The sequence below is a fragment of the Bacillus sp. MC1252 genome (assembly GCF_056838025.1).
In genome coordinates, this window is the sequence record NZ_CM166369.1 from 3099198 (window position 1) to 3113323 (window position 14126).

Genomic DNA, 14126 nt, shown 5'->3' on the forward strand with positions numbered 1-14126 from the left:
TCCCCCCTGCTTAATTCGATGAGTTGTTCTCTTTATACGGAATGGATGCGTAGCCTTTGATTCTTCTAAAGACAATCAGCAAAACAGCTGCTACCAATATCGCAATTGAAATCATCTGTGCGATTCGAAGATGGTCTGTCAGCATTAAGCTGTCCGTTCTCATTCCTTCAATGAAGAAACGGCCAATTGAATACCAAATTAAATAAGACAAGAAAATTTCGCCTCTACGCAGTGATGTTCTGCGTAATAAAATCAAAATCACAACGCCGGCAAGATTCCATAATGATTCGTATAAAAACGTTGGGTGATAATAGGTCCCATCAATATACATTTGATTAATGATAAACTCAGGCAGATGCAAATTTTCTAAAAAGGCTCTTGAGACAGCCTCACCATGCGCTTCCTGATTAATAAAGTTGCCCCAGCGCCCGATAGCCTGCCCTAGTAAAATACTAGGTGCTGCCACATCGGCGATTTTCCAAAAGGATACCTTTTTCACTTTTGTAAATACAATGGCTGTCAGCACTGCACCTATCAGCCCGCCGTGTATTGCAATTCCGCCATTCCAAATCTTAATGATTTCATTTGGATGCTGCTGATAGTAGTCCCATTCAAAGGACACATAATAAATTCGTGCACAAATAATGGCGATTGGAATCGCAAATAAGATTAAGTCAATAAACGTATCTTTATTGATTCCTCTTTTTTCACATTCTCTCAGTGCGAGCCAGAGTCCAAGCAAGGCTCCGACCCCTATAATCACACCATACCAATGAACCGATATAGGTCCGAGCTGAAAAGCAATCGGATCAATTGGTTGAATTGCTTCGTTCATATAGACAACTCCTATTCATCCTGGCCATTGTCTTCAATGACATCGGCAAGTTTACTTGTAAATTGTTCCGCTGCATTATGCCCCATTCGTTTCAATCTGAAGTTCATCGCAGCCACCTCAATAATGACCGCTAAATTTCGTCCTGGACGTACAGGGATGGTCAGCTTCGGTACATCTGTATCAATGATCCGCATTTTTTCTTCTTCAAGCCCTAAACGATCATACTGTTTGCCTTGTTCCCAAAGCTCAAGGTTCATCACAATCGTAATTCTCTTATAGCTTCTGACGGCGCCTGCTCCAAATAAGGTCATCACATTAATAATACCTAATCCACGAATTTCCAGAAGGTGTTCAATCAGCTCTGGTGCGCTTCCAACTAACGTATCCTGATCCTCTTGACGGATTTCCACGCAATCGTCTGCGACCAGCCTGTGTCCCCTCTTTACTAGTTCTAAGGCTGTTTCACTTTTTCCTACTCCGCTTTTCCCAATTAACAAAACACCTACACCATATACATCTACGAGCACGCCATGAATGGCAGTCGTTGGTGCAAGCTTACTTTCTAAAAAGTTGGTTAATCGACTCGAAAGTCTTGTCGTTTTTAAGCTTGATCGTAAAACCGGCACCCCATTTTCATTTGATGCTTCAATTAATTCCTTCGGCACTTCACGATCTCGTGACAAAATAATAGCAGGGGTAATATCTGTACAAAGAGACATCATTCTCTGCTTTCGTTCGCGTTCTGGGAGTTGTTCAAAAAAGGAAAGCTCTGTTTTCCCTAAAAGTTGAACTCTTTCTTTTGGGTAATATGTAAAATATCCAGCCATTTCAATACCTGGTCTGGAAAGATCACTGATTGTAATGGGACGATTAATCCCTTCTTCCCCACTTACCAGTTCAAGATGAAATTGTTCCATTATGTCCTTCGTACGAACTTTCGGCACGCTTCTTCCTCCTTTTATCACAGGCGTTTCAGAAATACAGCTCTATTTTATCACTTTCAATGATGAACCCAAAATAGTATTTTATCCTGATCCTGTCTCACCCCCTCCACTGGTATAGACAACTATACTTAAAAAGGGTAAACTAAAGATAAAGATAACGAATAAGGGGGCACAACCATGAGCAGCTCTTTATTGCTCTCCAATATTCATATTGTGACAAAGGCACAGATCATTGAACACGGTTTTGTCGGTTTACGCGATGGCAAGATCGACTATATTTCAACATCACCACCGACAGGAAATTATGAAAAAGTATATATTTCCCGGGAAAACTTTTATTTACTTCCCGGAATGATTGATATTCACATCCATGGCGGATATGGTGCAGACATGATGGATGCGACACCAGAAGCCATGAATACACTTGCTGACAACTTACCGTCAGAAGGAACGACAAGCTTTTTAGCGACAACCATTACCCAAAACCATCAAGAGATTGAGCAAGCACTTAAAAATGTCGCTCATTGGAAACAGTATAATGAAGAACAAGCAGGAAGTCAGGCACAATGTTTAGGTATCCACCTCGAAGGTCCATTTATTTCTAAGGATAAAGCAGGTGCACAACCTGCTCAATGGATTAAACAGACGGATCTCCCGCTTTTCGAGAAATGGTTAGATGCATCTGAACAGCTCATTCAAGTTGTCACGTTTGCACCTGAGGAAGACCCTGAATTTGCTTTTCTTTCCCTGTTGCAAGAAAAGAACATCATCCCTTCTATTGGACATACGAATGCTCATCATGACATGATTGAATTAGCAGCAAAGCATGGTGCACGCCATGTGACGCACCTTTATAATGCAATGAGTTCGTTTCAGCATCGTGAGCCAAATGCTGTAGGTGCTGCTCTTACAAACGAGAACCTTCATATTGAGCTGATCACAGATGGTATTCATTCACACCCTCTTTCTATAAAGCTTGCGTATCTCGCAAAAGGAAGTGATCGTTTGATAATGATCACAGACTCAATGCGTGCAAAAGGTCTAGGGGATGGAACATACGAGTTTGGCGGTCAGACTGTCACAGTCAGAGGTGAAAAGGCATTGCTGTCAGATGGGACACTTGCAGGGTCGATTTTACGAATGAAAGATGGCGTCAAACGGATGAGACAGATCACTCATTGTGAGTGGACCGAGATTGCTAAGATGACCTCAACCAATGCAGCCACTCAGCTAGGGCTTGATCATCAGCTAGGTTCTATTGAAGTTGGAAAACTGGCGGACTTGGTCATTTGGGATCAATCTGGCGAACTGATGATGACGATGTGCCGCGGGCAAATCGTTTTTGAAAAAAAGGAGGACAACCACTGATGAACATCATCGAATTTGAAGATAAAGATCAATTAGGAAAAGAAGCAGCTGCCCTCATTGCACGTACAATCGCATCTAAACCAGATGCAGTGCTCGGCCTAGCAACTGGCGGTACACCTATCGATACCTACAAAGAATTAATTCAACTTCATCAAGCGAAGCAACTGTCTTTCAAACAAACAAGAACAGTCAATTTGGATGAGTATGCAGGACTTCATCCCGATCATGAAAATAGTTATATGACCTATATGAAACGACATTTATTTGAGCATATTGATCTCCCTCAGGATCAGTATTTCCTGCCAAATGGCGCTGCACCTAATTTGGAAGAAGAATGCTTAAGATATGATCAGCTCATTCAAGATGTAGGGGGCATCGACCTTCAGCTTCTTGGAATCGGACAAAATGGGCATATTGGTTTTAACGAACCAGGTACCTCTTTCGACTCAAAGACTCATGTTGTTCATTTAGATGAAAACACTCGTCAAGCAAATGCAAGATACTTTTCTTCTATTGATGAGGTACCTACACATGCCATCACAATGGGAATTGCGAGCATTCTTTCAAGCAAAAAAATTCTCCTTCTTGCATCAGGAAAATCAAAAGCGAAAGTGATACAATATTTAGAACAGACAGAGATTCACCCAGACTTCCCTGCATCTGCCCTTAAACATCATCAAGATGTGATGATTTTCATTGATCGAGAAGCTGGTTCACTACGCTAAACACGAGAGGATTTTCACATGTTTATTGATAAACAGTCACCTATTCCGATGTACCATCAGATTATGGAGAACTTGAAAAAGCAGATTGAGGATGGAACATTAGCACCTGATACACTCATTCCTTCTGAAAGAGAGTATGCCGAACGCTTTGATATTAGTCGAATGACTGTCAGACAAGCCTTATCGAACCTTGTGAACGAAGGATATTTGTATCGCCAAAAAGGAAAAGGCACCTTTGTTAGCCGAAAAAAGTTTGAACAACCGCTTCAAGGCTTAACAAGCTTTACAGAAGATATGCGCCAGCGAGGGCTCAAAGCCTCAAGCCAGCTGGTTGATTTCAAAAAAACCGTATGTCCAGAGCACTTGCTGCCAGTCTTACAACTTTCTAATAGCGATGCTGTATATGAACTAAAACGAATACGTCTTGCAAATGATGAACCAATGGCGATTGAAACGAGCTATATACCCGAAACATTCGCTGGAGAATTAACCAAGAAACATTTAACTGGCTCTTTATATGAATATATAGAAAATCACACTGGCCTTGCAATTGCCCATGCAAAACAGGAGCTTGAAGCCAATGTTGCCTCAGAGCAGGAAGCACACGTGCTGTCTATTTCAACTGGCTCGCCTGTGCTATCAATTGCAAGAACAACGTATTTTCAAAACGACCTTCCATTCGAGTATGTTCTTTCCGTTTATAGAGGGGATCGTTACAAACTCATTCATACAATGGAAAGATAAACTGTGCTCCTACATCGAAGCACAGTTTTTTATTTCCGAAGATATGTTGTTTCGTCATCATCTTTTGTATGAATTTTCCATATAGGTGACACAGCTTTCCCTTGAAAACGATCTTTTGCAACAGTATACCAATAATAGTCTTGATTTGGCTTTAAGCCTTTCCACTTAAAGCTTGCTTTTTTGCCGCTTTTTACGCCTCGTGCTTCTCCTAGAAGGACGTTTGTATATACATTGAGTTCAAAATAATTGGTTTTGACGGATTTCATTTTCGGCGTCAAATCCACATCAATTGAAAACTCATCCTGATCTCCATACGTTTTAGGATCATAGAAATGCTCTTGATTCATGTAAGGTGAGTATGTTGTAAAATGAAGTTGATTTTTTTCTTGATCCGCTGTAATCAACCTCATAAATCCTTGACCACCCTCAGGACCTGACTGATAATCAGCAAGGATTTGATATACTTTCCGGTCCACTTTTCCATCATGGTCATCATCAAGCTCATCTACTTTCCTGCTCGCTCCGTGGTAGTGCCCGCTAAATACTGCCACAATATTAGGGTGACGTTTTACCACTTGGTGGAAGATGAGGTCGCCTATCGGACTTCGGTTGCCACTCACTAACAAATACTCGTGAAAGTTTAAAATGACGATACGATCTGGATGCTCAGAAATCACACGGTTTAACCAATCGATTTCATTTTGCTTAATCCCCCAGCCCATGTACACCATCATATAATCATTGCCACCGGCAGAGATGAGATCATAATGACCTCGATTGTTTTGATAGGATTCACCATAGTAAGGTTTTTCTGCAAAGCGTTTCGCTCCAAAGTATCTCCCATATTCCGCATAAAAACCGTCCTTGTGTCTGACATCATGATTTCCTGCTAAAACACCATAAGGAATATGATGATCATCTAACACACGCATAAATGTATCGGCACGATTCCATTGCTTATCCTTTGAATCATCCACAATATCGCCTGTATGGAACACATATTGAATGTTTAACTTATCTCTTTGATCTCTGATCCATTCGACCATTTGTTTAAAGATATGAGGATAGCTCTTTGCATAGTATTGTGTGTCAGACATCCATACCATCCTATATGGCTTTTGCACTTTGCTGATTTCATCCTGTACAAGCAAATCAAACGTTTGATTCTTCATGTACTGTCTCACTGACAGCAGGCCTTTAAGGTAAAATTCCTTTTGATCCTTTGCAAAGTGATGAGTGATTTTATCCCATTTTTCATGCTGATGATTCCATGCGTACATTGTCACCTTTCTCCCTGACAATGATCCTCCTTTCCAAACAGCCTCGACGACATCCTTTTCACGTACATGATGATGCACCTTGATTTGAAAACGATGGTAGGGAAAACGCTGTAAATCCTTCGTTTCGACTGCCTTACCATCAGCAAATGCAATGCGATTCCTTTCTTGATCAGAAAAGATCATTTCCCCCGTTTGGTTAAAACTCTTTGGCGGTTCAGTCTCAGCTGCATATTTAAAAATCTTCATTGATGGATGCAGCGATGTATATTGGTAGGCACGATAAAATGAGTAATCTAACTTATCATTTGTTGGGTCCTTGGTTAACACGGTTTGCTTAGACGATTCCACTTTTGTCTTATCTGACACTCGTTCTGGTATCTCGGGGTGTTCATGTACCGTCTTGAATTCTTTTTTCAAAGTAGACATGTTCCCTGCGGCATCTTTTGCTTTGATTGTAAACGTGTGCTCTCCAGGGTCTAATTCACTAGAAGATGTCTGATAAGGCAAGGAAACCGGTTTACCATCTAAAAATGCCTTCATGTCCTCTATGTCACTCCAACGATCAGTTACCTTTGCCTTTAACGTAAAGGCTCCTTTATATTGTTCATTTGCTTGTATGTTGGTCTTGATTTTCGGACCTGTGTTATCGACTTTTACACGTACAGATGCATGCTCGCCTGCGGTTTTGGCCTCAATAAGATGCGTTCCTTCTTTCAGCCTTCTTGTATCCCACTGAATATAGGTTGAAACATAAGCCTCTTTTGGGATTTCAAATTGAAACGTTCTTACCTTTTTGGCGTTACCACCGTCTCCCATCTTCCATTCTTTTTGCGGCTTGGAATTCACTGGAGCAATTTGTGTTCCATTCGATAAAATCATCCTGACATTTTTCAATTCAAAATCATCGTGATTCTCCCCAGGCAGCCGGTCAACCGGGGAAGACTTCGTTCCAGCATGAATAGAAATCGTTTGTGAACCTGACTGATTCATCTCTGCTTCTGGTATTGGCATTGTATAGGTACGATACACTTTTGTCGAATCATCAAAAATAGAAAGTAAGTGCTTACCTATGGACACTCCATTTCTAAAATATAAATTTGTCCCTTTGACATCAAATGCAATATATGGATCTGCTTCAAGGGCCGAAAATGCTTGTCGATTTCGCTTTCCATCTATCATCAATTGGATGTTTTTTTTCTGATCAGATGTTGCCTTTAATGAGAATATACCTGAAACTGTATCTCCCTCTTCTACATTGAATCGCAGACCGTGGGTTTTGCTGACCTGCTCCACATCAATCGTTTTCTTCATCGTCATTGCTTGATTTTCGCCGTCTGACGCTTCAAGCTGATATTCCAACTGTTCTTTACCAATAAGCTCAGGCGAATAAATAATATGATGAAATAGCCGGTCATTATGATCTTTTTGAAGCAGAATCTCTTTAAAATCATCTTTCCGATTCGTTCGATAACGCAGCTTGACGGTTTTGACGAACTGATCATCCTGTACATCTGCTTTAATCTCTATACTTTCAGTTGGTTTCACCGGTTTCTTGTCCGTCATATCTTCAATGACAGGTTTATGAATATCTTGAGAAATTTCCTTTTTTTCAGATGGAATTTGTGCTTTTAACACTTTTCCAGGTGTTGGCTCTTCCTCAATTTTCGAGATCAGCTTCATTTGCGGCGTACCATCCATCGGATACTTAAACAGCAAGGATTTATGCTCGCTAAACAATGATGGCTTTAAACGAAATGCTGCTGAAGAAATCTCCTCACCTATATTTGTTGTGATCGTGACAAGACGAGATTTGGAATTGGACAGCCCTTTGCTCTCGATCACTGAGATATGCTCTCCTTCTTTTAATTGGCTTTTGTACATAGCATTAAAGTCCGCTACTGTTAAATGCTCCTGCCCTTTTTTTCTTAACCAGAAAACATAAGGCTTTCCAGGTGAAAGGGTGACTGGATTTGTGTGAAATGAATAAACATCATCCATCTCGGTGCCTTGTGCAGGATTGCGGTAGCGCAGCTGATAATGCTGAAGAGAGATAGGAGCATGCGTCGTGTTATAAACTTCTATAAATTCAAATGCATCTTTGCCTTTTCGATTTTTTGAATTAACGACAATCTCCGTGATGAGTAAGTCCGGAATATGTGAGAGATCCTCTTCAAATCCGTTTAAGTGAACAGATTGTTCCGCCGTTTTGATCACAGATTTCTGCGTAAGAAACTCTGTATAGTAATGAACCGTTGAATTCCATAATTGATCTGGCGGGATTTTCGCTGTAAATTCCGGCTTCATTCCAGGTAACCGTTCCATTGGAATCAATCGGTACCCCAGTTCATCACTTTGTTTATAGTACAAGTTTGCAGACAAAATTTGTTCTGACTGACTAATAGACGCCCGAAACTGAAGATCACGACTTTTTCCTTGAACTGGACGAACGTCCACATGAAATTGGTCAAAAATAAAAGGTGAAAACGGCTTGTCCGGTATATTCACTTGTGTTTGGATAAAGGGCCCTGCTGAAGCAGGCTGACTAAAACAAAAAAGAATGATAAAAAAACATAAAAGCATGATTTGTCTGCTCACGTTCACCATCGTGCACCACCTCCCTTCGGATATTGTGTCTCCTGAAGGTGGTTTTTATGACAGATGGAACGGGAAAATGAGACAATTTTACACAAAAAACCGTTAGCTTTTTTTCGCTAACGGCTCCACGATTCCTTTTTGTATCAGCAGATGGAAAATGGATAAAATGACAGCCATCCAAATGGCCGTTCCAAACCCATCAATGTTAAAACTATCGCCCATAAAGCTCGATGTCATCATCAGTGTGATGGCATTAATGACAAATAAGAACAATCCTAGTGAGAGTACGGTCACTGGCAGCGTTAAAATGATCAAAAACGGCTTCACTAAAATATTGAGCAAGGACAAAATGATACTTGCCACAATGGCTGCACCAAATCCTTCAATATACACACTTCCGAGCCCCGGCAGAATGCCCGAATCAAAATATCCAGCAATGACAATTAAAAGTAATGCATTTACTAAAATACTGACGATCCATCTAAGCATTTAGTTAGTGCCTTCTTCCGGAACAACAAAATACCAGATGAAGTAAACAAGGAAGATCGGCATAAATGCTGTCATAAATCCGATAATCACTGTTAAAATGCGAAGCAGGGATGCATCAACACTTAAGTATTCGGCAAGTCCACCAACAACACCCGCTATTTTTTTATTTGTTGCTGAACGATAAAGCTTCTTCATGTAGAATCACTCCTTGTCTGATTGGTGCTTTACTTGTATTGAACCTGTTTTTGTTTCTGCAAAAATGGATATACTGTGCACTGCCTGTTGATTGGCTTTGATCATTTTCTCTTTTTGCAGCGTTTCATTTTTCTCTTTCACCATATCTGCATCAAGCAAATCGTGAGAGATAGACCCGAGATTGCTTTTCAGCTCAGCGGTCACTGCACATGCACGCGGGATCTGAACGTCCACACTGCCTGTTGTGGTTTTCGCATAGATCGAACGGCACTTCTCATCCGACAGCTGGACAGCAATGTTCCCGTTAAAGCTCTGGGCATCAATTGATTCACTTTTCCCACGCAGGTCAATGAGCCCATTGATGGTTTCTACTTCAATCATACCACACTCGTGATCAGCCAGTTTAATTTGTCCGTTTGCTGTTTCAATTCCGACTTTATCTGCCTGTAAAGAGGCAAAAGAGACAACACCATTTGTGGTTTTCGCAGCAAGTTCTTTTGTCATTAGCTTTTCCCCGCGAATCGGTCCATTAAACAGCTTGACCTTGATCTTATCGTATTGGATACGCGGTACATATAAGGTGACATTGACTTTCATCGTCTTCTTTTCGGTTCGAATAAAAAATTTATCCCCTTCAAGCCCGCAGTCCAATTGATTGAGAAATTGCTGTCTTGCCTGCTCTCCATCCTCTGCGCGGTAGATTTTCGCATGGCACTCTGCTCGAATATCTCTATCGTCCCAAGGCATCACATTGAGACTGCCGTTAGCCAATTGAATATCTAAATGAGAGAGTGAGGCATCTTTGAACTGAAAAATGTGATCAACATCGACTGACTGTCCAAAGTTCAAATCAAGATCCACATCTTTTACCTTTTTCACCGCAGAATCTAACCAGCCAAACAGCTTTGCCCCAAGATTCTCGGTGGCGTTTCCGTTACTTTCTGCTCCAGCTTTTTCTTCATGAAAGGTATGATCGGCTGTAGACTTCTCTAATGATACAGTCTGACTTTCTTCTAGCTTTTCTAAAAGCGTAATCGCTTCTTTTGCTGATAATGTCCCGTCTTCTACTAATTTTAAAATTCGTTCTTTTTCATTCATACAAAGCCCTCCTACGATTTGATGGATTGAAGTACTTTAATACCTTGAATGATATTCCAAATGACAGAGATCAAAAAGCCAATAGCTACTAAAAAACACAAAATAAGCATCGTCATGCCTGGAATGAGAGAGTCACTCGCCTGCGTCGCGAGTAAAAATGGGATAGACCCAAAAACCAAAATAATGCCCGCTGCAATTGGCAGCAGATGTGACCAAAATGCCCGCATCGCATGCCGTTTCGTTTCCTTTTGGTCTACTACAAAATACGCCACAATCGGTAAGATAAACGGCATAAAAAATACACTAAAATAACAAATAGATGCAATGATCGACTGATCTCTATTCATATATATTCGCTCCTTCATGACGAAAATTCCTTTCTAACTCATACGTTTATTGCGTATAAAAAGTTTCAAAATCATCCGAATTACATATGACCTTAGACACAAATTATTTCTTTTTCCCCCTAAGTGTAGATTCTTCACGGATTACCCTTTAAAATATGTTGAAAAGATGGTGATTATCATTATAGGGGGTAATTATTTTGACAGATCATCATAATTCTAACCACACAGTCCAAACGCTTTTAGACCTTATACAGAAACAGAAAAGCATGAACAGCGAAATGATCAAGGAGCTGGAGACGATTCATCCGTCTCATCCGAAATATGGTGATATCCGCTATTTAAAAGTACTGCTCGACAGCAGCAGCACCCATATCTTAAAGGATTTAACGCACCTCAGTAATTTAATGCCGAAGGAAGATGCGCAATAAAAGGAAAACCCCTCGGATAAAGAGGGGTTTAGACCGGGGAGAAAGGGCTAAAATGATCTTTATTTTAGCCCTTTCTCTTCTTTTCAGCGTGATAGAAAACCTTTGAAGTCTAGGAAGGGCGAATACCGGAGCGCAGACCTGACAAAGAGTGCGAGGGTTTGCCTACACGCTGAAACCCCGATAAAGAGGGGGTTTTTCTTATGATGATGTCACACTTTCCGTTTCTTTGACCAACTGTTTCATTCGTTCGCGGTCACGTTCTAAAATAGGCTTCAAGTATTGGCCTGTGTAAGAAGCTTCTTCTTTTGCAATGTGCTCAGGTGTTCCAGTGGCAATGATCGTTCCGCCACCTGCACCGCCTTCTGGTCCTAAATCAACGAGGTAATCAGCGGCCTTGATAATATCAAGGTTGTGCTCAATGACCAAAACCGTATCCCCGTTTTCGACCAAACGCTGAAGCACTTTTAATAAACGGGCAATATCATCCACATGAAGACCAGTTGTCGGCTCGTCTAAAATATAAAGAGACCTTCCGTTTGAACGGCGGTGAAGCTCAGATGCCAATTTCACACGCTGCGCCTCTCCTCCAGACAATGTCGTCGCAGGCTGTCCAAGTGTAATGTATCCTAGCCCAACATCATAAATCGTTTGTAGCTTTCGCTTAATTTTCGGGATGTTCTCGAAAAATTGCAGTGCGTCCTCCACAGTCATTTCAAGAACATCAGCAATGTTTTTTCCTTTATACGTAACCTCTAGTGTCTCTCGGTTATAACGTTTCCCGTGACACACCTCACAAGGTACATACACATCAGGTAAAAAGTGCATTTCAATTTTAATGATTCCATCTCCACGACACGCCTCACAGCGGCCGCCTTTGACGTTAAAGCTGAATCTGCCTTTCTTATAGCCTCGTACCTTTGCTTCATTGGTTTGTGCAAAGACATCCCGCACGTCATCAAATACACCTGTATAAGTGGCAGGGTTGGATCTTGGTGTACGGCCAATTGGAGATTGATCAATATCAATGACCTTATCTAAATAATCCATTCCTTTGATTTCTTTGTGCTGTCCTGGCTTCGCCTTCGCTCTATGCAGTTTTTGCGCAAGTGATTTCAATAGAATTTCATTCACAAGCGTACTTTTCCCTGAGCCAGACACACCCGTCACCGCTGTAAAGACGCCTAAAGGAAACTTCGCATTAACATTTTTCAGGTTGTTTTCTTTTGCACCTTTTATTTCGATGTAGCGGCCGTCAGGCTTTCTTCTTTCAATTGGAAGCGGGATAAATTTCTCACCAGATAAATATTGGCCTGTCAAAGATTTCGGGTCCTTCATGACTTCTTCTGGCGTTCCAGCCGAAATCACTTCTCCTCCATGAACGCCTGCTCCCGGTCCAATATCAATCAAATAATCAGCGGCAAGCATTGTATCTTCATCATGCTCCACGACAATCAGCGTGTTTCCGATGTCACGCATGTTTTTCAAGGTTCCAATCAAACGGTCATTATCCCGTTGATGCAGACCAATAGATGGTTCATCTAATATATAAAGAACACCTGTCAGTCTTGACCCGATTTGAGTCGCAAGACGAATCCGCTGCGCCTCACCGCCTGATAGTGTGCCAGCTGATCGGCTTAATGTCAAATAATCTAAACCTACATTATTTAAGAAGGACAAACGTTCTTTGATTTCTCGTAAAATGAGCTGGGCAATCTGCAAATCTTTCTCAGATAACTCGATTTTTTCATAGAGATCAAGTGCATCAGAGACAGATAAATCGGTAATTTCTCCGATGTGCTGGCCATTGATGAGAACCGCAAGCGTTTCTTTTTTCAGGCGATACCCTTTACATGTCGGACAAGGCTGATTGGCCATATATTTTTCCATTTGCTCACGGATATAATCAGAGCTTGTTTCCTTGTAACGTCGTTCAATGTTACGAAGGACACCTTCGAACTCAATTTCATTTTCACGAACCTGACCAAAATCATTTTCATATTTAAAATAAATCAGCTCAGAGCCGCTGCCATATAAAATTTTATCGAATAAATGCGGCGGTATATCTTTGACTGGAATGTCCATGTCGATTCCATAGTGTGTACATACAGCCTCAAGAAGCTGCGGATAGTATTGTGAGCTCTGCGGCTCCCATGGTGCAATGGCATGCTGACGTAAAGTCAAATCCTTATTAGGAATCACAAGCTCAGGGTCGACTTCTAGTTTAGAACCGAGTCCATCACAGCTCGGACAGGCACCGAAAGGACTGTTAAATGAGAACATTCTCGGCTCAAGTTCACCAATAGAGAACCCGCAGTGCGGACAAGCATGATGTTCACTAAATAACAGCTCTTCTTGTCCAATCACATCAATCATGACCCGGCCTTCTCCTAGACGAAGTGCCGTTTCAAGGGAATCAGACAGCCTAGCGGCAACGCCTTCCTTCACCACAATCCGGTCAATGACGACTTCAATGGAATGCTTTTTATTCTTTTCGAGCTCGATATCTTCTGAAAGGTCTTCCATCTCTCCATCGACTCTCACTCGAACATAGCCCTGCTTCCGAATTTGATCAAGTACTTTGACATGTGTTCCTTTGCGGCCAGATACGACCGGTGCAAGCACTTGCAGCTTCGTTCTTTCTGGATATTCTAAAATGCGATCTGTCATTTGCTCAATCGTTTGTGACGTAATTTCAATCCCATGTATAGGACAAATAGGTTTTCCGACTCTAGCATATAATAGACGTAAGTAATCATAGATTTCAGTGACAGTTCCAACCGTTGATCTAGGGTTCCGGCTTGTTGTTTTTTGGTCAATACTAATCGCCGGAGAAAGACCTTCAATGGCATCTACATCTGGTTTATCCATTTGACCGAGAAACTGGCGTGCATATGCTGAAAGAGATTCAACGTACCGGCGCTGACCTTCTGCATAAATGGTATCAAAGGCAAGCGACGATTTTCCTGAACCAGATAAACCCGTAATGACCACTAGCTGGTCACGCGGGATATTCACATCAATATTTTTAAGGTTGTGGGCTCTAGCACCTTTCACCTCTATTCGTTCCATAGCCATCAG

General features: G+C 41.4%; 12 protein-coding genes. 4 read left to right on the forward strand and 8 right to left on the reverse strand.

The features are described 5' to 3' along the window. Positions 1-10: 10 nt before the first annotated feature. Entirely contained in the window at positions 11-835 is an 825-nt protein-coding gene (lgt, locus tag ACYH0L_RS16085) for a prolipoprotein diacylglyceryl transferase (RefSeq protein WP_099726343.1), read from the reverse strand. Positions 836-846: 11 nt separating this feature from the next. Next, the gene (hprK, locus tag ACYH0L_RS16090; RefSeq protein WP_003212943.1) at positions 847-1779 is read right to left on the reverse strand and encodes an HPr(Ser) kinase/phosphatase; all 933 of its coding nucleotides are present in this window, start codon (positions 1777-1779) and stop codon (positions 847-849) included. A gap of 177 nt (positions 1780-1956) precedes the next feature. Here hprK and nagA point away from each other — a divergent pair, with 177 nt between their 5' ends. The 3 genes from nagA to ACYH0L_RS16105 are packed head-to-tail and all read left to right on the forward strand — an operon-like array spanning position 1957 to position 4616. Next, the gene (nagA, locus tag ACYH0L_RS16095) at positions 1957-3147 is read left to right on the forward strand and encodes an N-acetylglucosamine-6-phosphate deacetylase (protein WP_249705591.1); all 1191 of its coding nucleotides are present in this window, start codon (positions 1957-1959) and stop codon (positions 3145-3147) included. Next, positions 3147-3872, forward strand: coding sequence for a glucosamine-6-phosphate deaminase (nagB, locus tag ACYH0L_RS16100; protein WP_482354153.1), 726 nt, complete (start codon positions 3147-3149; stop codon positions 3870-3872). Before nagA ends, nagB begins: the two co-directional genes overlap by 1 nt. A gap of 18 nt (positions 3873-3890) precedes the next feature. Further along, on the forward strand, positions 3891-4616 hold the full coding sequence (locus tag ACYH0L_RS16105) for a GntR family transcriptional regulator (protein WP_099726346.1): 726 nt from the start codon (positions 3891-3893) through the stop codon (positions 4614-4616). A gap of 29 nt (positions 4617-4645) precedes the next feature. Here the strand turns inward: ACYH0L_RS16105 and ACYH0L_RS16110 are convergent, their stop codons facing one another. The 5 genes from ACYH0L_RS16110 to ACYH0L_RS16130 form a co-directional block, all read right to left on the reverse strand. Further along, positions 4646-8500, reverse strand: a complete 3855-nt coding sequence (locus tag ACYH0L_RS16110) for a lamin tail domain-containing metallophosphoesterase family protein (RefSeq protein ID WP_249705593.1) — start codon at positions 8498-8500, stop codon at positions 4646-4648. Between the two features lie 93 nt (positions 8501-8593). Next, complete coding sequence (locus ACYH0L_RS16115; protein WP_024423577.1) at positions 8594-8980, reverse strand: phage holin family protein; 387 nt, start codon at positions 8978-8980, stop codon at positions 8594-8596. Next, the gene (locus ACYH0L_RS16120) at positions 8981-9175 is read right to left on the reverse strand and encodes a PspC domain-containing protein (protein WP_099726348.1); all 195 of its coding nucleotides are present in this window, start codon (positions 9173-9175) and stop codon (positions 8981-8983) included. Positions 9176-9181: 6 nt separating this feature from the next. After that, positions 9182-10273: a DUF4097 family beta strand repeat-containing protein gene (locus ACYH0L_RS16125; RefSeq protein WP_367307950.1), complete on the reverse strand. Its 1092-nt coding sequence runs from the start codon at positions 10271-10273 to the stop codon at positions 9182-9184. An 11-nt stretch (positions 10274-10284) separates the two neighbouring features. Next, complete coding sequence (locus tag ACYH0L_RS16130) at positions 10285-10620, reverse strand: hypothetical protein (protein WP_230030691.1); 336 nt, start codon at positions 10618-10620, stop codon at positions 10285-10287. A gap of 197 nt (positions 10621-10817) precedes the next feature. On the opposite strand from ACYH0L_RS16130, the gene ACYH0L_RS16135 reads away from it, so the two are divergent. Beyond that, a complete protein-coding gene (locus ACYH0L_RS16135; RefSeq protein ID WP_099726351.1) occupies positions 10818-11048 on the forward strand; it encodes a hypothetical protein in 231 nt (76 codons plus the stop codon). 198 nt (positions 11049-11246) lie between these two features. On the opposite strand, the gene uvrA is transcribed toward ACYH0L_RS16135, so the two are convergent. Next, complete coding sequence (gene uvrA / locus ACYH0L_RS16140; RefSeq protein ID WP_099726352.1) at positions 11247-14123, reverse strand: excinuclease ABC subunit UvrA; 2877 nt, start codon at positions 14121-14123, stop codon at positions 11247-11249. Between the last annotated feature and the right edge of the window lie 3 nt (positions 14124-14126).

Excerpts from the sequence above, each read along its gene's own strand:
- ACYH0L_RS16120 (WP_099726348.1), bottom strand. The coding sequence starts at position 9,175 with ATGAAGAAGCTTTATCGTTCAGCAACAAATAAAAAAATAGCGGGTGTT.
- uvrA (WP_099726352.1), bottom strand. The coding sequence starts at position 14,123 with ATGGCTATGGAACGAATAGAGGTGAAAGGTGCTAGAGCCCACAACCTT.
- nagB (WP_482354153.1), top strand. The coding sequence starts at position 3,147 with ATGAACATCATCGAATTTGAAGATAAAGATCAATTAGGAAAAGAAGCA.
- ACYH0L_RS16105 (WP_099726346.1), top strand. The coding sequence starts at position 3,891 with ATGTTTATTGATAAACAGTCACCTATTCCGATGTACCATCAGATTATG.
- lgt (WP_099726343.1), bottom strand. The coding sequence starts at position 835 with ATGAACGAAGCAATTCAACCAATTGATCCGATTGCTTTTCAGCTCGGA.
- ACYH0L_RS16115 (WP_024423577.1), bottom strand. The coding sequence starts at position 8,980 with ATGCTTAGATGGATCGTCAGTATTTTAGTAAATGCATTACTTTTAATT.
- ACYH0L_RS16110 (WP_249705593.1), bottom strand. The coding sequence starts at position 8,500 with ATGGTGAACGTGAGCAGACAAATCATGCTTTTATGTTTTTTTATCATT.
- ACYH0L_RS16130 (WP_230030691.1), bottom strand. The coding sequence starts at position 10,620 with ATGAATAGAGATCAGTCGATCATTGCATCTATTTGTTATTTTAGTGTA.
- nagA (WP_249705591.1), top strand. The coding sequence starts at position 1,957 with ATGAGCAGCTCTTTATTGCTCTCCAATATTCATATTGTGACAAAGGCA.
- ACYH0L_RS16125 (WP_367307950.1), bottom strand. The coding sequence starts at position 10,273 with ATGAATGAAAAAGAACGAATTTTAAAATTAGTAGAAGACGGGACATTA.